The organism is Flavobacterium sp. IC2-16 (assembly GCF_055521455.1).
This window is the reverse complement of sequence record NZ_CM145480.1, coordinates 1,581,568-1,601,763: the sequence shown is the minus strand read 5'-3', so window position 1 is coordinate 1,601,763 and position 20,196 is coordinate 1,581,568. Positions and strand designations below refer to the sequence as shown.

The 20,196-nt window shown below is 35.5% G+C and carries 12 protein-coding genes; 2 read left to right on the top strand and 10 right to left on the bottom strand.

All coding sequences use genetic code 11. The features are described from left to right. Positions 1 to 68: 68 nt before the first annotated feature. From ACZ1JT_RS07195 to ACZ1JT_RS07180, 4 genes are read right to left on the bottom strand one after another with little or no spacing between them, the layout of a single operon-like run. On the bottom strand, positions 69 to 509 hold the full coding sequence (locus ACZ1JT_RS07195; protein WP_465093163.1) for a nucleoside deaminase: 441 nt from the start codon (positions 507 to 509) through the stop codon (positions 69 to 71). A gap of 27 nt (positions 510 to 536) precedes the next feature. Next, the gene (gene pbpC, locus ACZ1JT_RS07190) at positions 537 to 2,939 is read right to left on the bottom strand and encodes a penicillin-binding protein 1C (protein WP_465093162.1); all 2,403 of its coding nucleotides are present in this window, start codon (positions 2,937 to 2,939) and stop codon (positions 537 to 539) included. Further along, on the bottom strand, positions 2,914 to 3,789 hold the full coding sequence (locus ACZ1JT_RS07185; RefSeq protein ID WP_465093161.1) for a hypothetical protein: 876 nt from the start codon (positions 3,787 to 3,789) through the stop codon (positions 2,914 to 2,916). The genes pbpC and ACZ1JT_RS07185 overlap by 26 nt, the downstream gene beginning before the upstream one ends. Before the next feature lie 52 nt (positions 3,790 to 3,841). After that, the gene (locus ACZ1JT_RS07180; protein ID WP_465093160.1) at positions 3,842 to 9,340 is read right to left on the bottom strand and encodes an alpha-2-macroglobulin family protein; all 5,499 of its coding nucleotides are present in this window, start codon (positions 9,338 to 9,340) and stop codon (positions 3,842 to 3,844) included. A 145-nt stretch (positions 9,341 to 9,485) separates the two neighbouring features. Between ACZ1JT_RS07180 and ACZ1JT_RS07175 the strand changes: the two genes are divergently transcribed. After that, a complete protein-coding gene (locus ACZ1JT_RS07175; RefSeq protein ID WP_465093159.1) occupies positions 9,486 to 11,255 on the top strand; it encodes a 1-deoxy-D-xylulose-5-phosphate synthase in 1,770 nt (589 codons plus the stop codon). Between the two features lie 43 nt (positions 11,256 to 11,298). Next, positions 11,299 to 12,255: a DUF3078 domain-containing protein gene (locus tag ACZ1JT_RS07170; RefSeq protein ID WP_465093158.1), complete on the top strand. Its 957-nt coding sequence runs from the start codon at positions 11,299 to 11,301 to the stop codon at positions 12,253 to 12,255. 53 nt (positions 12,256 to 12,308) lie between these two features. Here ACZ1JT_RS07170 and ACZ1JT_RS07165 read toward each other — a convergent pair whose 3' ends face one another. The 6 genes from ACZ1JT_RS07165 to ACZ1JT_RS07140 all read right to left on the bottom strand — a co-directional run bounded on the left by ACZ1JT_RS07165 (position 12,309) and on the right by ACZ1JT_RS07140 (position 20,171). After that, positions 12,309 to 14,972 (bottom strand): T9SS-dependent M36 family metallopeptidase, encoded by a 2,664-nt coding sequence (locus ACZ1JT_RS07165; RefSeq protein WP_465093157.1) that lies wholly within the window; start codon positions 14,970 to 14,972, stop codon positions 12,309 to 12,311. A 79-nt stretch (positions 14,973 to 15,051) separates the two neighbouring features. After that, the gene (locus ACZ1JT_RS07160; RefSeq protein WP_465095280.1) at positions 15,052 to 16,392 is read right to left on the bottom strand and encodes a deoxyguanosinetriphosphate triphosphohydrolase; all 1,341 of its coding nucleotides are present in this window, start codon (positions 16,390 to 16,392) and stop codon (positions 15,052 to 15,054) included. 28 nt (positions 16,393 to 16,420) lie between these two features. Beyond that, a complete protein-coding gene (locus ACZ1JT_RS07155) occupies positions 16,421 to 16,873 on the bottom strand; it encodes a GNAT family N-acetyltransferase (protein ID WP_465093156.1) in 453 nt (150 codons plus the stop codon). After that, positions 16,870 to 17,094, bottom strand: coding sequence for a hypothetical protein (locus ACZ1JT_RS07150; RefSeq protein WP_465093155.1), 225 nt, complete (start codon positions 17,092 to 17,094; stop codon positions 16,870 to 16,872). Before ACZ1JT_RS07150 ends, ACZ1JT_RS07155 begins: the two co-directional genes overlap by 4 nt. A 66-nt stretch (positions 17,095 to 17,160) precedes the next feature. Continuing rightward, positions 17,161 to 17,661, bottom strand: a complete 501-nt coding sequence (locus ACZ1JT_RS07145; RefSeq protein ID WP_465093154.1) for an RDD family protein — start codon at positions 17,659 to 17,661, stop codon at positions 17,161 to 17,163. Between the two features lie 71 nt (positions 17,662 to 17,732). Next, positions 17,733 to 20,171: a ribonucleoside-diphosphate reductase subunit alpha gene (locus ACZ1JT_RS07140; RefSeq protein ID WP_465093153.1), complete on the bottom strand. Its 2,439-nt coding sequence runs from the start codon at positions 20,169 to 20,171 to the stop codon at positions 17,733 to 17,735. Positions 20,172 to 20,196: the final 25 nt, after the last annotated feature.

The window sequence follows — 20,196 nt, the reverse complement described above, 5'->3', positions numbered from 1 at the left end:
TTCGTTTAGAATTGCTAAAAATTAAAAAATTACAAGCAAAAAAGGATACCGTTACCATTGAAAACTGGCTAACGTCTTGATTTAAAAAACTCTTTCATCAACGATGCGCATTCGTTTTCCATTACACCACTTACAACAAGAGTTTTAGGGTGAAGCTGCGTTCCCATTTTCATAAAACCGCGTTGTTCATCTCGGGCACCAAATACTATTTTTGAAATTTGCGACCAATATAGCGCTCCGGCACACATTTGACAAGGCTCCAAAGTCACATAAAGCGTACAATCTTTTAAATATTTACCGCCTAAAAAATTAGCTGAAGACGTTATGGCTTGCATTTCGGCATGGGCAGTTACATCATTGAGCATTTCGGTTAAATTATGTGTTCTGGCAATAACTCTATTATCGATAACCACAACAGCACCTACAGGAATTTCTCCTTTATCAAAAGCAGATTCTGCTTCCTGCAAGGCTTTCTTCATGAAATATTCGTCGGTAAAAATATTCTCCATTTTGTAAAAGTAATGCTTCTTCCCTTTTTATTCGTTAACAAATTCAACCTTTAATCGAATTTCATTCCCTAAATCATCTACAACCGTAACAAGGTGTGTGCCTGTACTTGCTAGTATTGGAAGTTCATGAAATGTTTTTGTTGTTCCTAAATACTTCTCATCTAAATACCAAAACAATTCGGCGTTTTCTACAGAATGAGCCACTTTAAAAATCGCTGGCTGCACTTTCCCTTCAAAATTTTTAGTGAGGTATATTTTAGTCTTCTTTTTAGGATAAATAAAATCCATGCGCGCTTCTTCCATGCCGTCTTGGCAATCTTGTCGATAAGAAGGCAACGGTTTATAATTTGCGTTTTTACTTTTGTAATACCACTCCATAACTGGTGGCAACACAAACCACGAAGCATCAGTTATATTATCAAGACTTTCGCATGTAGAATTTACTCTGTATTGCCCAGTTTTATCCAAATGTATACGCTGATGATACGGACAAACACTGGTTTTTTTATTGGTTTTTGGTACCCATTCTTTGGTTTTCGGACAGTTTTCTTGTGCTAAATAACCCGACACTTTACAAACCTCAACAGCTTCCATATCTCTGTATGGTTTTTCAAACCATTTTCCATTGGGTAGTAAATGAAAAACATCGAATAAAATTGGGGCAGCGCTTTCCACACCAACTATAGAGGGACGACCTTCTCCCGTAGCATTGCCAACCCAAACACCTACAACATAATCGGGATTAACGCCTATTGCCCACGCATCACGACTCCCAAAACTCGTACCTGTTTTCCAAGCAATTTCCAGCGCAGAATCGTAAAAACGCCAAGCTTCATCCCCTTCTGGTCTATTTACTTCTTTCATGGCTGTAAATGTTTGCCAAATAGCCCCAGCTCCCAAAATGTTTTTTTGTTGAACGGATGTGCCAAATTCATTTTTGTTGGCTTGCACATAATTCAAATTTGACATTTCATGAATTCTATAAGCGTTCTTTTCCGTAAAATAATTTAAAGTACCTCCCATATAGGCATACGCTCGGCATAAATCCCATAAATTGGATTCGGCTCCACCTAATATTAATGACAATCCGTAATTAGAAGGTTGTCTATTTATATTTCGCAATTTCAACTGTTGCAGTTTTTCATAAAATTTATTTACAGAATAATCCTGAAGCATTAAAACTGCCGGAATGTTTAACGAACGGGCTAATGCTCTGCTCGCAGGAACTGCTCCATCATAACTCATAGTATAGTTTTGAGGAACGTAGCCCGATATTTGCGTAGGAATATCTGCAACTAATGTTTCAGGCAACAAGTAGCCTTCATCCAACATAGATGCATACAAATAAGGCTTTAATATACTTCCTGTGCTTCTGGGTGCTTCTATAATATCTACATCCTTTTGATGTTGTTTATCGGTTGGGCTATTGCCAACATAAGCCACAATATTTCTCGTTTTAACATCAACAATCAATACCGAAATATTATACACTTGATTTTGCTTATAAGAAGCATAATACTGCGATACGATTTCGTTTGCCCGTTGTTGAATCTCAAAATCTATGGTGCTTCTAATTTTATTTCCTCGATGTTCTTTACCCGTTTTTTGAACCAAATGAGGCGCTATATGAGGAACCTGAAATGGTTTTTGAGGCAAAGGCTCTTTTAACGACAATGCATACGTTTCTGCATCAATTATTTTGTCTTGAAATAACTTTTTAAGCAATCGATTTCTTTTAAGCAGTAATTTTTGCTGATTTTTACCGGGATAAATTAAACTCGGCGCATTTGGCAAAACTGCTAATGTAGCTGATTCTGCCCATGACAGTTGATGTGGCTGCAATCCGAAATACCGCCATGAAGCCATTTCGAGTCCAACAACATTGCTGCCAAAAGGAGCATGAGATGTATATAAATTGAGAATTTTTTCTTTGGGACACCTAAATTCCAATCGAGTAGCCAAAATTATTTCAATTACTTTTTCAAAATACGAACGCGATTTACCATTTCGATGCAATCGAATTACCTGCTGGGTTAAGGTGCTACCTCCACGCACTACTCGATTCGCCTTTCTATTTTGTTGAAAAGCATGAACCATAGATATTGGATTGAATCCGAAATGTTTATAAAAGTGCTGATCTTCAAATGCTATAATGCATTTTTTAAACTTATAAGGCACCGTATCACTTTCGGGAAATCGCCATTGCCCATCAGAAGCTATTTTAGCGCCAAGCAACTGACCGTTAGAGCTTTCTAAAACGGTTGAATAGTTATCGTCGAAAAGTTGTTTTGGAAGTAAAAAATAGTATCCCACCAAAAGTAACAACAAGACAATTGATTTTATCTTATTGTTTTTTACTTTTAGTTTGATGAAATTATAAAATTTTAGAAATAGTTCTTTCACTTTAATTATTTTCAAAAAATTGATCATAAAATTGATTCAACTTTTTACCACGAAACGATTTTTTAAACACCAATTGAACTGAATCTTTCTCCAGACTTAGATTTTCTGAATATTTGATATAATAATCATTATGTATCATGTCGGCTATTTTTAAGCCAACTTCTACTTCTTTAAAAGGAATCAACTTGTTGTTTTTCCAATAATAAATAGCTTTAGAACTTGGCATATACCAACTTCCTTCGTATTGAACTTCAACCCTACTTAATTGAGGTTTAAACTCGTAATTACTTGAAAAAAAACCACCTCCTTCAATAAACTTATTTTCAGCTTTAGAGTATCCATAGAAATTATTCGCATAATTTCCGTTCATATTAGGATAGCCGATTGATAGAATTTCTCTTACACCATCATTATTTATATCGATAATTTCAAAGTAATTGACTTCATTCGAATCAAATTTGGAAACCAAAACCCATTCACCATCTTTAATGGTGTAAAAAAGCACAGTAGGTTGTTGCTCATCATCAAGAGTATTGGGATAAACAATTGCAAACAATTCTTTATTTTCTATTAGTTTCACAAACGCAACTATTTGCCCGTTAGCAGTTCCGTAAAACTCTCTATTCCCTATAACGTAAACCAAACTATCGCTGTATTCTACTTTAATATTAATATTTGCATTTAACAAACTATCAATATTTATAGCCTTTTCTTTTTCAATTGCATCAACTTTTTCATGAATTACAGTTTCAGTATTCACTATATTGGTTGTATCAATAGTAGCATCACTATCAATCTTAGCTAAGTTGGGTTTATTGCTTTTACAACTCACTATTACTACCAATAAAAGTATTCCGATTTTAAGAGTTATTTTCATTTGGAAAGTAATACTACTTCACCATATAAATACAATGAAGTAGTTTTTAAATTTATTTCACAATTTGTACCCATTGCCCTTTGGTTCGAACCAAATAATTATCATCATACATTGCTTCACATTGAATTCCAGGATAGTAGTATGTTCCTAAGAATGACGCATTCAGCAATAGAGTAAACACTTTCGTTTCACCTGGTCGCATTCCGAAGTAAAACTGTGCTCTATCATCGCGAATATCTATGTAATCTGCTTTATTTTCGGCAAAATTTCCAAAATCGGTATATCGGGAATTCATAATTTCAAAACCAGATGGAATAATTTGTGCTAATGCTATATTTTCCAAATACTCGGAAGACTGGTTTTTCAATGTAACCTGAGCCACTATCTCGGTGCCTTGTTTCACCATAGCAAAATTAATGGGTTTACCAGCTCTATCTTTATAAACAATTCCGGCTGCTAAATTTTTCTGAATTTCCTTTTCTTGTCCAACAGGTAATATTCCGCTATTTAAAACGCGTATATAAAGCGTATTGGAATTGTTATTTTTAATTGTGATGCTATTTGAACCCATTCTAACTGCCAATTTTCTATCGGCAAACGATTTAGACGAGGTTATACTATTAGCTTTACCATCAAACGTATAATTTACATTGATTCCTTTTCCGCCATTGCGTAACGCAAACTTAGACATCGCGTACAAACAATAGGATGTGGTTTGCGTACTCATATACTTAGACGACGATAATTCTTTGGCTAGTTTATTCGCCAGTTCAAAAGACTTGGTTTTATTGCCTAACAACAAATAGGTTTCTAAAGCCATTGCTCTGTTACGCTCTGGCGAACCGTAATAATTGTAAAAATTCACTTTTTCTTCTTGAACTGTAATGGCATTCAATAAATTTTGCGAAGCCGACTTTTGACCTGCAATGGCATAAGAAGCAGCCAACCTCATTTTGGTTTCATTAGAAATTCCAATCGTTTCACGCAAACGGTTCATTGAGCCCATATCGGGAGTTCCTGCTAGCGCCAGAGTATACAATCGGTAAGCTTGAGCAAAATCGTTACCCGATTGAGGATTATAACGCCATCTTTTTGCTTCATTCTGCTGATAACTTATCCATTTCGATTTAAAACTAATAGGCAACACATAACCTTTCTTTTCGGCTTCCAACAAAAAGTGTCCTGCGTAAGACGTTCCCCAATCGTCGGCATAATTATTTCCTTGCCAATATCCCAATCCGCCATTACTCAACTGGAAATTTCCTAGTTTTTGAATTCCAGCATTTATGTTCTTTTGAATTTCGACTTTACGTTGTGAATCGATATCCGCCAAATCGGGCAAAAACAACTGTGGAAATACCGACGAAGTAGTTTGCTCTACACATCCGTGTGGGTATTGAATCAAATAACTCAAGCGGCCGTTGAAATTAATAGTTGGGAAAGAAGAAACTTCTAAACGGGAAATGTTGCTTCCGGCTACTCCAAAAGTATTCCAAGGAATAGTTTGAGAACTGTTTGGATCAAGTACCACATCAACAAAATCATTGGTCACAGGATTCGGGTTTGTCACATCGATTTCAACTTCATATTTTGCGGTTTCAGTACCCGATTTTGCTTCAACTACCACTTTACCAATTCCGGTTACATTAGATGTTTCCAAATTAAAATACACCATTTTTTCATCTGGTGATGCGAACGAAACTCCTTGAAATGCCGAGCCAACCACTTTAATCCCTTTAGATGTTTTCAATTGTACGGATACATCTTTCACTTTATTCTCCATTGCAAAAACAGTTACCGGCAATGTAATTTTTTCATTTGGTGAAATTTTTCGAGGCAAAGAAGCCAAGACCATTAATGGTTTTCTAACAAAAGAGGTTTTTTCAACATTTCCATAAGCACTTGTTTTACAATCGGATGCTACAACCATAGTTCGCACCGAACCAATATAGTTTGGTAAAGTAACCACATGTGTTTTCGATTGTCCTTTTTCCAATTTATATGGCCCAAGATAAATAACAACCGGTTTGAAGCGATTTGCTTTTTTAGCACTGCAGCCACCTAAATCTTCATCACCACCAATACTAAATATTTGATTAATTCTTCCTCCATACGCACCAATTACATCGTCATAAACATCCCATGTTTTTACCCCTAATGCCTGATGTGCATAAAATTTAGACCATGGGTTTGGTGTTTTAAAACGAGTTAAATCTAACAATCCATCGTCTACAATAGCAATGGTATACGACATCTCTCTTCCGGATTTCTCACTTACCCGTAATGTCGTTTTTTGTTCAGGTCGTAATACTTCTGGAATTGAAATTTGTGGTTCTAATACAGTACTTTTATCGACAACATCAATTGGCAATATTCCATACATTCGAATAGGAGTATCATTACTGGTTGACGCATGAGGCTTAAGCAATGAAATATGAACATAAACGTTCGGCGCCATATCTGGCGTTATCGGTACTTCTACTTGAGTCTCGCCTTTTTTAGTTTCAGCCCAAAATGTTTTAATTACTTTGGAACCGTTTTCTATAGAAAGTAGCGCTCGTCCACCTACACTTGACGGGAATGACACAATTGCTTTTTCTCCTACATTATACTGCTCTTTATTAGACGTAAACACAAGCATATTTGCTGTTTCTCCATTGCCTTGTTTGGTTTTTCCAGACCATATTGGCCAATCAATAACAGAAGTAATACTAGCAGCATGACCACCCATATTATCTACAACACGAATTAAATAACGGCCCCAATCATTTTCTGGAACACTAAAACGAATGTTTGCTTTACCGGAAACATTTGTAGACACCACATAACTTTTATACGCTGTTGTGGCATTATCTGCATTGTATTGTGACAAATCGTTATCTGATGCGTTCCACCACCAACGCCATTCTACTTTATATACGCGAACTTCAAGATTTTGCACTGGTTTAGGTCTTCCGAACTCATCGATAGTTAAAATATCAAATTGATTTATCTTATTCGTTTCCAACATCCCGTATTTATTAGGTTGCGGACTTTTAATCCCTACATACGTTTTATAAGGTGAGTACGTTGCAGTTGCTACATCGGTACTAAAATCGCCTCCGTTTTCAAAAACTTTCGTCTGCATTACCAATTTTAGCTTGCCGGGAGCTTGACTGGCTACTTTAGGCTGTATTGCAACATTTACTTTTCCAATTTCGTCGGTTTTTCCAGAAAACACATTCATTTCTTCCGTTTCGAAACTTCGCACGTCATCATCAAAATCATAGGTTTCAAAACCTTTAAAAGTGGTTTTTTGTGCCATAAATTTAGCCTGCATTTGCACTTTTAAATTTTTTGCAACAGCGCCATGAAGCCATGCAGCTTCAACAGTTCCGTTATTGGTTTGATTCCCGGAAAGTTGTTTGTCTGCAAAAGAATTTTTTACTTTTAATCGGTTTGGTTTTACCGTTTCAATTTTAATACTCTTATAAAAGTGTACTCCTCCAACAGAAACTTTAGCTTCCCAATTTCCGGTTGGATCGGACGATTTTGTAGCAACTTTAAAACGATAATGATTCCAGTTATTATATTTTTGAACAGCTCTATAACGCACTTTGCCATTAGGGTCTTTCAATTGAAAAGAAACAGGATGGGTTTTTTCTAATTTGCTTTCTAAATCATTCAACATAAAAGCGATATGAAGTGTATCACCAGGTCTCCACACCCCTCTTTCCCCATAAACAAAACCTTTCATTCCTTTTTGCAAGGCTTCACCACTTACATTAAAATTACTAACGGATAGCGACTGCCCTTCGTCTAAGCGAACATAAGTTGTGTTCTTTTCATGAGTAACAACCGCAAAAAAGGCATATTTATTAGGCTCGGAAGTTGCTATCCCTTCGTTGTTTGTACTGATAGATGCTAATTCTTGTTGTTGAAAATTGAACAATTTAACAACCGCTCCTGCCACAGGTTGTGTAGTAATTAAATTATTAACTGCAATAACATAAGAACCGTTTTCACCTCTTTTGGCAATCACACCCAAATCGGTTGCAATAACATTCGTAAATATTTTTTTATTATAATAATACGAGTTACTGCATGGGTCTTCGCGTTCATCCCAGTTGTAATCATCATAATATTCGTCATCATAATAATAATCGTCGCTGGAACGGACTTCTTCGTTGGCTTCATCTTGCTCATCACTGTTGTTTTCTTCAACGTAAGCTGTTGCACATTTGTATAGCGAATACTTACGTTTGAAGTTTAACTCAACTCTGTAAATTGCGCCAGGATTTGGCGTAATAATTTTTGAAAGATCTAACGCATATGCATTCCATTTGCTTAAATTTTGCAAATTATTTTTCTTAAGAATAATTGTTTTTTTAGCTATTGGCTGTGCTACACTTCTTAAATTATTCCCTCCATTCAAATCGTTACTTTGCAAAAACTGAAGGATATTGTTTTTATAGATTTGATACACTTTTACATCGACCGCACTTAAATTAACTGCTTCAAAATTTATTTTCAAGTTGTTGGAACTTGGAAGGATAGTTCCGTTTTTAATGAATCGAACATTAGGAAGCACTTGCTGAAAAGAAATTTTTTCGGCAAAATTTTGTTTCATTTTATATCCTTCATCACTCGAAATTCCTTGAAAAACTTCCACAAGCAATTCACCACTTAAAGGCTCTTGAAAGAAGACTTTTAACAAGTTTCCAGCTGTTGAAAATCTTAAATTTGATGCCGATTCAACCGAAACCAAACCAGAAAAATCTTGATCTCTTTTTAAAGGATCTGTAAAATTTATTAGTAAAACTTGATTGTTATTTTGTTCGACTTCGGCTGAGATAACCTTAAAATTGTTTTTGCCGGGAATTTCGAAATCTTCTTCACCTTTTTGATCGATTCCAAAATCACTTCCGTCCCAAGAAATTTTTATTTTACTATCATCAACAAATCGTTGAATACTGTCTATAACAAATTTAAATTCTTTAGTACCACTTAATTCTTTATCGATTTTAACTTTAAGTTTTTTACCATTTTGTTCTGCAACAACCAATTTTGAAGCAACGTCCAATTCCATATCGTCGCTTGAAGTAATCACCCCATTCAAGTATTGATAATCTTTGCTATACGATTGCAAATCGGCGGTAGTAACCAAAAAATCCTGCTTAATAGTTTTAACCGTGAAATTAAAATCCTTTAACTCCTTTGGCACATTGACAACCTCACTCAAATGAAGCGTTACTTGATACTCTTTATTAGGTTCAAGTTTTTTAGCCGGCACAAATGCAATCGTATTTGATGAAAGTGCAATTACTTTACCATCTACACTCGGACTAATAGAAAACAAATCGCTATCCAAAACCTCATTAGGTGTCCATTCTTTTTTATCAAATGCGAAAACTACCCGAATGTCACTTTTAGCCGGAATAAGTCCCGAGCTGAAATTGAGTATGTAATTTTTATAAAGCGAGAAATCTGAATTAAAATCTTTTGCTTTCTTAGAACAAGAGACAATCAAAACCGCTAAAAACAGCCCGAAAAACAAACGAAGTGATTTCATTTAAAAAAGAATTTGAGATGGAAAAAATTTTGTAGTAAATATACTAATTATAAAACGCGGATGTGGATGAAAAAATTGTTATGAAAAACAGTTTATCGTTGTAGAACTATTAAAATAATCCGATACGATATTGTACCTTTGTGGCATGTCTGAAAAATTGCTTTCCAACATTCAAAATCCTACAGATTTACGGAAACTAACTCCGGAGCAACTTCCTATTTTAGCTAAGGAACTTCGAGACTTTATTATAGATATTGTTTCGAGAAAAGAAGGACATTTGGGAGCTAGTTTAGGCGTTATCGAATTAACTATCGCATTACACTATGTATTTAATACTCCGGATGATTTATTGGTTTGGGATGTAGGACATCAAGCCTACGGGCATAAAATTTTAACGGGTCGCAAATCTGAGTTTCATACTAACCGACAATTGCATGGGATTTCCGGATTCCCGAAACGCGCTGAAAGCATTTTCGACACCTTTGGGGTTGGACACTCTTCCACTTCCATCTCTGCCGCTTTAGGAATGGCAATTGCTTCTAATTTACAAGGTGACACCGAAAAACAACATATTGCCGTTATTGGTGATGCTTCAATAGCCTCTGGAATGGCGTTTGAAGGTTTGAACCATGCAGGTGTTACCGATGCGAATTTATTGGTTATTTTGAACGACAACGCCATAGGAATTGACCCTAGTGTAGGCGCTTTAAAAAAATACTTGACCGCGGTAAAAAAAGGAGAAAACCCAAAAGAAAACAACATTATTAAATCGTTGAATTTTGACTATAGCGGTCCAATTGACGGTCATGATTTCGAAGCACTTTTAAAAGAATTAAACCGATTAAAAAAAACAAAAGGTCCTCGTTTTCTTCATATTATAACTACCAAAGGAAAAGGCATGCAATTAGCCGAAGAAGACCAGGTCAAATACCATGCCCCTGGGAAATTCAATCCAGAAACTGGAGAAATATTACCCAAAACCGAAGATAATTTACCGCCTAAATTTCAAGATGTTTTCGGACTTACTTTAGTTGAACTGGCAAAACAAAATGAAAAAATCATAGGAATTACTCCTGCAATGCCTACTGGTTCCTCCATGAAATTCATGATGGATGCATATCCTAATCGCGCTTTAGATGTTGGCATAGCCGAACAACACGCGGTTACATTAGCAGCGGGAATGGCAACACAAGGCATGACAGTTTTTTGTAACATCTATTCCACTTTTTTACAACGCGCTTACGATCAAGTAATACATGATGTTGCCTTACAAAATTTACCGGTTATATTTTGTCTAGATCGAGCGGGATTAGTTGGCGAAGATGGCGCCACACATCACGGTATATATGATTTAGCTTATTTGAGTTGTATCCCTAACATAGTGATTTACGCTCCAAAAGATGAAATCGAATTACGAAACATTATGTTCACGGCTCAATTGGGATTGCAACATCCTATTGCTATTCGATATCCAAGAGGCAGAGGAATTACTCAGAATTGGCAGCTCCCTTTTGAAAAAATAGAAATCGGTAAAGCGAAAGAACTCAAAAAAGGAAATTCTATTGCGATTTTATCGACTGGTTTTATTGCGAAAAATATTACTGAGGCACTTCAAAAAATTGAAAACGCAGATTTGTTTTCACATTATCACTTTCCGTTTGTAAAACCACTGGATACCGAAGTTCTTGACCATATCTGTCAAAATCATCAAAAAATAATCACCATTGAAGATGGTGCTATTATTGGTGGATTTGGAAGCCAGATTGCTTCATATTGTTCTGAAAAAAACTACGCCATACCTGTAGAAAAATTAGGCATTCCCGACGAATTTATTGAGCAAGGTACTGTAAATGAGCAGCAACAAATCTGTAAAATAGACGTTAATAGTTTAATAACTATTTTTTCAAGTCATTGAAATTGTTGATTTTTGCATCAAATTTAACCTATTCCCTACTATTATGAATTGCTTAAAGAGCTATCTAATTGCTGTTGCATGTTTGTGTTGCATTCAAGGCACTTTTGCACAAAATGTTATTCGCACTTCTCAAGAAGACACTATAAAACACTGGAAAAGTAAAAATACCGTAGGCTTGGATTTAACCCAAGTAGCCTTTTTAAATTGGAATGCCGGAGGTGAAAACTCAATTTCTGGAATTTTAAAAGGTAATTTCATTAGAATCTATAAAAAAGACCGTTTCAGATGGCACAATGAATTAATTGCCCGTTATGGTATTAACAAACAAGATGGCCGTGAAGAACGTAAAACCGATGATGCACTTCAGTTAAACTCTACCGCTGGTTACAAAACAGACACCATTTCCAATTGGTATTACTCGGCTAAATTTAGCTTTAACACTCAATTTACAAACGGTTACAATTACCCAAATACAGAATTAGCCATTTCAAAGTTTTTCGCTCCGGCGTATGTATTTTTAGGTGTTGGTGCCGAATACATTAATAAAGATGAAGGCTTTAAAGCGTATTTTTCGCCTTTAACACAAAAAACCACTTTAGTATTTGATAGCCGCTTGGCCAATCAGGGTGCTTTTGGTGTTGATCCGGCTGTTTATGACATCAATGGTGATATTGTTCGAAATGGTAAACACCATAGAACAGAAATCGGTTTATTATTTACCAATCAGATTAAAAGAGAAATTTTTAAAAATATAATTGTAGACCATCGTTTAACTTTATATAGCGATTACATCAATAAATTTGGAAATTTTGATGTAGACTGGCAACTACAATTCGACATGATTGTAAATCAATATGTACGTGCCAGTATTAACACACATCTTATTTATGACGACGATATTAAATCGAAAGAAGAAGTAGATGGAGTACAGGTAATAAAAGGCCCTAAGGTTCAGTTAAAACAGATTTTAGGAGTTGGGATAAGCTACACTTTCAAATAACAAAAAAGGTTCCGGAAATCCGGAACCTTTTTTTATTCTTTATCTTATCTCAATTAGTTAAGAATAACTTTTTGAGTATAATTTAGGTTTTCACCATTTACTTTGATTAAATACATTCCTGTTTGAAGAGAACTTAAATTGATTGTTTTCTCCATGTTGAACGCATTCACATCTTCTCCGTAAACTTTTCTACCATTCAAGTCATATACTTGAATAGATACTTTCCCGAAATAATTATTAATCGCAACATTTAACTGACCTCTAGTTGGGTTAGGATAAACGCGAATAGCTTTTTCATTTTGGAATTGGTCTACCGCTAATGTACAGTTTGGTCCTGCTGGTGGAACAGTAAAGTCTTCAACCTGATCTTGGATACCTGCTACTCCTGAATTACCTCCTGAAGATGCGTTCATTCCCAGTCCACGTCTTGCAAAAGTTTCCCAAATCATACAGTAATCTTGACCTCCAGTAGTGGCTTGATCAGCTGCAATAATAGCATCACGAGCCGTAACAAATGAAGGCGCACATCCGTCTAATTTAATTCCGTCTAATACCAACTTCATTACTTTGTTATTTCCTCCTGTTCCAGTGTAGATATTTGGATCATATCCGTATTTGTCAATATAATTCCAAGCTAAGTCCCACAACATTACACACCAAACTGAACCTACAGAATGCACATCAATGACATCTGCAGTACCGTTGTTATACCACATATCGTTAGTGTCAGCGAAAGTATGTGGATTTACAGACATATCTGTAGAATACTTGTATTCTCTAATTCCAACTCCGTTTGTTGGCTGATTAGCAGCAAATGTTGCAATACCTCTAGCATCATTACGTGTATCACCTGGTTTAATTTGCATCATCAACCAAAACCAATCTGACCATCCCTCACCTTGCTGCTCTGCACTACTCAAGCAGTTTCCAGATAAACGTGTAGAAATTCCATGACCATATTCGTGAGCAATAATTCCGTTATCAAAATCTCCATCAGAATTAACAAAACTTGATGCAGGTGCAGAAATAATACCTGTCATACTTCCAGAACCTAAAGCTGCAATTAGAGCTTCTCCTTCATCCATATTAATACTAACTGCAGGAATAGTGATTGTAGCATCAGCTCCTGCCATAATTATAGTTCCACTTGCATTATTAACGATAACCGCAGCAATTGCACCAGCATCTTGAGCAAATTTAACTTTCTCAACAAACGTACATGTTCCTCTACGGATTACAGCAATTTTACCGCTTAAAGCAGCAGCATTTACTGCAGCTGTACACGCGTCAGAAGTATCTGGTGTCGCATCTTGAAACAACACAAAAGTACCGCTAATTCCACCTGGAGAAGCAGGTAAGGCAACATGTCCTGGACTAAAATTATTATCTTTAACAGAATAAGTTCCAGCAGCAGGAGACGGTGCATTTATTGTGATTGTAGATGACGGACCTACATCCCACAAATACATTTGCATTCTTGGAGCTGAACCATCATTAGGTGTAGAAAAATTTGCATTATTCAAGTTAGGAGTTGAAAGTTGTGACCCATCTTGAGCATCAGCATTTACAGCATCATTTCCAGAACCACCACGACCATAATTTACAATTTGGAAGTTTTTATTAACTTCGTTAAAACCATATTGATACCACAAATCGTGCATGATATTATTCATGTAAAATAGATTTGTTGTAGCAGCAGGCAAATATGTATTTGCGGCAACTCCTGTGCCACCATAAGTGAAATCGAAAGTTAAATTAGGATATGTTCCTGTTCCAGTTGGATAAGTTCCACCCGCATTGTTACCGTCAACATCATCTTTAGCAAAAACGTTGTTACCTCTAGTATATGAAAATCTAGTAATAGCATCACCTCCACCAATAGTGTTATTGGTATTGTGCCAACCATTAGGTGAAGCATTTAAAACATATTCTGGATTGGTGATTAATTGACGAGCACTATGGTTCGGACTTTCATAATTCCAAGGAATAACACGGTAGTTAGTCGTTCCTGGATTCAACATTGTCATTGTTGAATTTTCTTTAAACAATGACTGGGTAAAGTATTTTGCAGAATGAGAATGAGAACCGTGATTCGAAGTGAAATTACATGAAATCACCATGTCTCTTTTTTCTAAAATCTTTCCATTTAAAGCATCTACTTTTAAATTCCACAAATGCTTCGTATCCTGAGAATAAAACTCATAATCCCAAGCTAACTTTAACGCATTTGGTGTTGTTTGAAAATAAACCAATTCTGCACGAATTGGATCTTCGTTCAAAATTCCATTACTTAGTTTGTAATCGTTTGCAATGTTCTCAATAATTTGAACACCAGATAATTGAGTGTTATCAATTTGAGACAAAACTCCCATCAAAGCGTCTTTTACGTTTAAAATTGGAGTTGATGCATTAACTTTTTGGTTGATGTTTGGAATGAAATCTTCACCTCCATTAATTACCTGACCGTTTTTAATCCAAAAGTTGGAATCGGAATTAAACACTTCAATTCCATTATAACGTTGTTTTACATGGTAATTATTAATTCCTGTATTTTCGGAACTAAATTCGTTTACAACCACTAAATCAGAGACATCTTGGATTGTTAACGAAAATTTCGAGCGATTTTCGCTCATATAGGATTTAATTTTTTCAATTGGCTCTTGAGAAAACCCCAAAAGCGGCATTAGAAAAAACAACCCCAAAGTAATTTTTTTCATACTTCTGCTGTTTTTGTTTTTTAGTTAAGTATCACAAAATTAAACTTTTAATTGAATTAACAAAAAAATAACGTTTTTTTCAACTAATGCCTTGAATAATTTTAAATAACTGCAATGCTTTCCCATCGGTTAACATTGAAACAAAATGACAAATATGCATTAAGCGTTCATAAAGACTCATTTTTTCGGTTACAAATTTTTCGGGAAGTAACTTTAAAATCAACGTATCGTAATTACTTGATTTTCCTTCAAATTTATTGTTATACGCTGTACAAAATTTATCTAAAAGTGTATTGATAACCTGATAACCCACCACTTCTTTTTCGATCACCTCTTTACTTTGGTAGATGTTTTTAATGCTAATTTTAATCACATCATTCATTTGTGCCTTAAACTCACTTTTATCGGTTAAGGCAGCATGAAATTGTCCTTTTAGAATTTCATCTTCGTTTTCAAGAAAAACTTTAACTGCATCATTAATTAAGCTTCCTATGGCCAAAGCTCTTAAATAGCTTATGCGATCTTCTTTTGTGGTTAACGATTTATACTTATCGGAATCAATATTATTTTTAACCAATTTGATAAGATACTCTAAAGCAAATTCTTCCTGTATTAGCCCTAAATTAATTCCGTCTTCAAAATCTATAATCGTATAACAAATATCATCGGCTGCTTCAACTAAAAAAGCCAATGGATGTCTTTCGAAACCAATGTCATCACCAGATTTATTGGGAATCATCCCCAATTCTGATGCTACATCTTTAAAAAAAGCTTTATCCTGCTGGAAAAAACCGTATTTTTTATCGGCTATGTGATGGGTAGGTTTTTTAGGAAGACTCTCTTTTGGGTATTTCATAAAAGCCCCTAAAGTAGCATAGGTTAATCGCAAGCTGCCTTCAACACCAGGGCGAGAACTTGTTACTACCGAAAATCCATTCGCATTACCTTCAAAATCAATTAAATCCTGCCATTCTTTCGCCGTTAATTGATCTTGAAACTGTTTCCCATTTCCTGTTTTAAAATACTCTCCGATAGCTTTTTCCCCTGAATGCCCGAAAGGCGGATTTCCGATGTCATGTGCTAATGCCGCTGCGGCCACAATAGCTCCAAAATCGTTCATATGATAACCGTGAACTTCTTTAAGATACGGATATTTTTCCAAGATTTTTTTTCCAACCAAACGCCCTAACGAACGTCCTACTACCGAAACTTCTAAACTGTGTGTTAATCTCGTATGGACAAAATCGGTTTTAGACAAGGGAATTACCTGAGTTTTGTCTTGTAAACTTCTGAAAGCCGAAGAAAATATAATTCGGTCATAATCTACTTCAAATCCCAATCGGGTATCGTCCTGTTCTTTTCGCAAACGCTTACTGGTATCGCCTTGACGTTTTAACGACAACAATTGTTCCCACTGCATCATAAACTTTATGCTTTTGAATTTTATGTTAACCTTTCAACTCTTTTCTCATACAAACACTACTTTCTACATTCACATATTGTCCGTAGCGTTCTGTGATTCGATATCCATTCTTCAAATACAACGAAACAGCATTGGTAAGCTCTTTGTTGGTATCTAAAATACAAGCTTTAAAATTGTTTTCTTTAGCCCATTGTTCCAATTCCTGCAAAACTCTCGAGGCTATTCCTTTACCGCGATAATCTGGCTTGACAAACATTCGTTTAATTTCGGCAACCTCATCTTCATAGGCTTTAAAAGCTCCACAGCCAACTGCTATATTGTTTTCGTAACACACCACTACATGTTTGATTGTATCGGTCTGATTGAATTGAGATAGAAAATCGAATTGATCCCCGTCAATTACTTTTAAGGTTTCATCTAATAAGAGAATAAGAGATTTGAAATCGGGGTTTTCAGAATTGGTACGAACGAGTTTCATTTTTTATCGTTGGCTAAAAAGAAGTTTCTGGATTTCTTAGGATATTTATCGTAGCTTTTATCACTTGGATTTTCAATCACGGTTTTAATGTTTACTTCATCGCCCACTTTAAAATTGGCAACCGTGTACTGATAATCCAATAAATATTCTCCACAAAAATAATTTCCGTCGGCATCTTTCTCGATTATACCTGTATATACTCCTTTTTTATCTTTTGACATTTTTTCTTATTTTTCCCAAATGTACGTATTTGAAACAAAAAAACCGTTTCGAAAAACGGCTATTACTTATTCTTCTGATTGTCCAATTTCATCGAACGAATAGAACAAAGTCATTTTTTCATCAAGTAAATCTTTACGAACCACATAAGTCTCGGAAATCGAGTCATGCCATCCGCGTGCATTTCCAAGAAATGAAAAATGATTAAACGGAATTATTCTGCATAACGTTCGTTTAATTATAGTAAGCGCATCGGGTTTTGTTCCATCTTCGTTAACCACTACCGTTTTTGTTATAAATTTTGCGATTGAGCGTGAAAAGAATATTTCGGTTAATGAATAATAAATTAACAAGATAGTATAGGCTATAGCATAACTTTCCAATGTAGAAATATTTTCTAACCAATATGCAAATTCATAATTACCTAATGCTTGCGCTATAATTGCCAAAAGAAACCCAAAAGCAAATATTATAATGTATTGAATAATTAAATCGATAATATAATTTCCAAAACGTTGGCTTTGCGAAGCGTATAAATCTGCTGTTACTCTAAACTTTGTTGTTCCCATAGGTATTGCTAATTATGAAAACAGCCATCAATTCAGACGGCTGTTTTTTTTATTTGATTTAAGCTTATTAATTAAGACCCACACATCTCGCAATCTTCCGGACCAGCATTTCTGGCTCTTTCAATCATTGCTCTGTATTCTTCTGCCGACATTTCAGCTGGTTCATCTAAAACCGCAATTGCTTCTACTTTTTTAACCTCTACTTGTGGTGCTGGTTGTGCTTCAATTGGCTCCGCTTTTTTGTCGTTATTCAAAGTAAACTTAATAGCATCAACAGCAGCTTTAGTTCTTAAATAATACATTCCTGTTTTTAAGCCTGATTTCCAAGCGTAGAAATGCATCGAAGTTAATTTTGCATAATTTGCATCTTGCATAAACAAGTTTAGCGATTGCGATTGATCAATAAAATAACCTCTTTGACGGCTCATATCGATAATATCTTTCATCGACATTTCCCAAACCGTTTTGTACAACTCTTTTAAGTCGGCCGGAATTCTATCGATATGTTGTACCGAACCATTGTGGCGCATGATTTCTTGCTTCAATGTTTCGTTCCACAAACCTCTTTCTACTAAATCGTTTAATAAGTGTTTGTTTACAACAATGAATTCACCCGACAACACCCTTCTTGTATAAATATTTGAAGTATACGGTTCGAAAGCCTCATTATTTCCTAAAATTTGAGAAGTTGAAGCTGTTGGCATTGGTGCTACTAATAATGAGTTTCTTACCCCACTTGCCATTACTTCTTTTCTTAAACTTGCCCAATCCCAACGACCAGAAAGCTCTTCATCTTTCAAGCCCCAAAGATTATGTTGGAATTCTCCTTTAGAAATTGGCGACCCTTCAAAAGTTGAATATGGTCCTTCTTCTTTAGCCATTTCCATTGAAGCGGTAACTGCAGCAAAATATAACGTTTCGAAAATCTCTTGGTTTACTTTTTTAGCCTCATCACTTGTAAAAGGCAATCGCATCATGATAAAAGCATCCGCCAACCCCTGCACACCTAATCCAACTGGACGGTGACGCATGTTTGAGTTTTCCGCTTCTTTTACAGGATAGTAATTTCTATCGATTACTTTATTTAAATTACGAGTTACACGTTTGGTTACGGTAAATAACAACTGGTGGTTAAATTCACCATTTTCTACAAACATTGGTAACGAGATAGATGCCAAATTACATACTGCAATTTCATCTGGAGAAGTATATTCTAAAATTTCCGTACACAAATTAGACGAACGGATTGTACCTAAATTCTTTTGATTTGATTTACGGTTTGCTGCATCTTTATACAACATATATGGCGTTCCCGTTTCAATTTGAGATTCTAGAATTTTCTCCCAAAGCTCACGCGCTCTAATAGTTTTTCTTCCTTTCCCTTGTGCTTCATACGAAGTATAAAGTGCTTCAAATTCTTCACCATATACATTATCAAGACCTGGACACTCGTTAGGACACATTAATGTCCAAGCGGCATCTTCTTCTACACGTTTCATGAATAAATCGGAAGTCCACATAGCAAAGAACAAGTCTCTTGCACGCATTTCTTCTTTACCTGTATTCTTTTTCAAGTCTAAGAAATCGAAAATATCAGCATGCCAAGTTTCTAAATAAATAGCAAAACTTCCTTTACGTTTTCCACCACCTTGATCTACATAACGAGCTGTATCGTTAAACACACGTAACATTGGAACAATTCCGTTTGATGTTCCATTCGTACCACGGATGTATGAACCGGTAGCACGTACATTATGAATAGATAAACCAATACCTCCTGCAGATTGTGAAATTTTTGCAGTTTGTTTCAATGTATCGTAAATACCGTCTATACTATCATCTTTCATTGTTAATAAGAAACAAGACGACATTTGAGGCTTTGGTGTTCCAGCATTAAACAACGTTGGTGTAGCGTGTGTAAAGAACTTTTTCGACATTAATTCGTACGTTTCGATAACCGCTTCTAAATCGTTTAAGTGGATACCGACAGACACACGCATTAACATATGCTGTGGGCGCTCTACGATTTTACCGTTGATTCTTAACAAATACGAACGCTCTAAAGTTTTAAAACCAAAGTAATCGTAGTTGAAATCACGTGTATATATAATATGCGAATCTAAAAATTCTGCATTAGCTTTAATTACTTCATACACCTCATCAGAAATTAGAGGCGCTTCTTGATTCGTTCTTGGATTAACATAGTGAAACATTTCACCCATAGTTTCCGAGAACGATTTGTTGGTATTTTTATGTAGGTTAGAAATTGCAATACGAGCAGCAAGTTGTGCGTAATCTGGGTGAGTAACCGTCATGGAAGCTGCGGTTTCAGCTGCTAAATTATCTAATTCGGAAGTGGTAACACCGTCGTATAATCCTTCAATTACACGCATTGCCACTTTAACAGCGTCTACCATGTCATTTAAACCATAACACAGTTTTTTAATCCTGTCTGTGATCTTGTCAAACATCACCGGCTCTTTATGGCCATCTCTTTTTACTACATACATAAGCTTTTTAATTTTTTGAAAACAA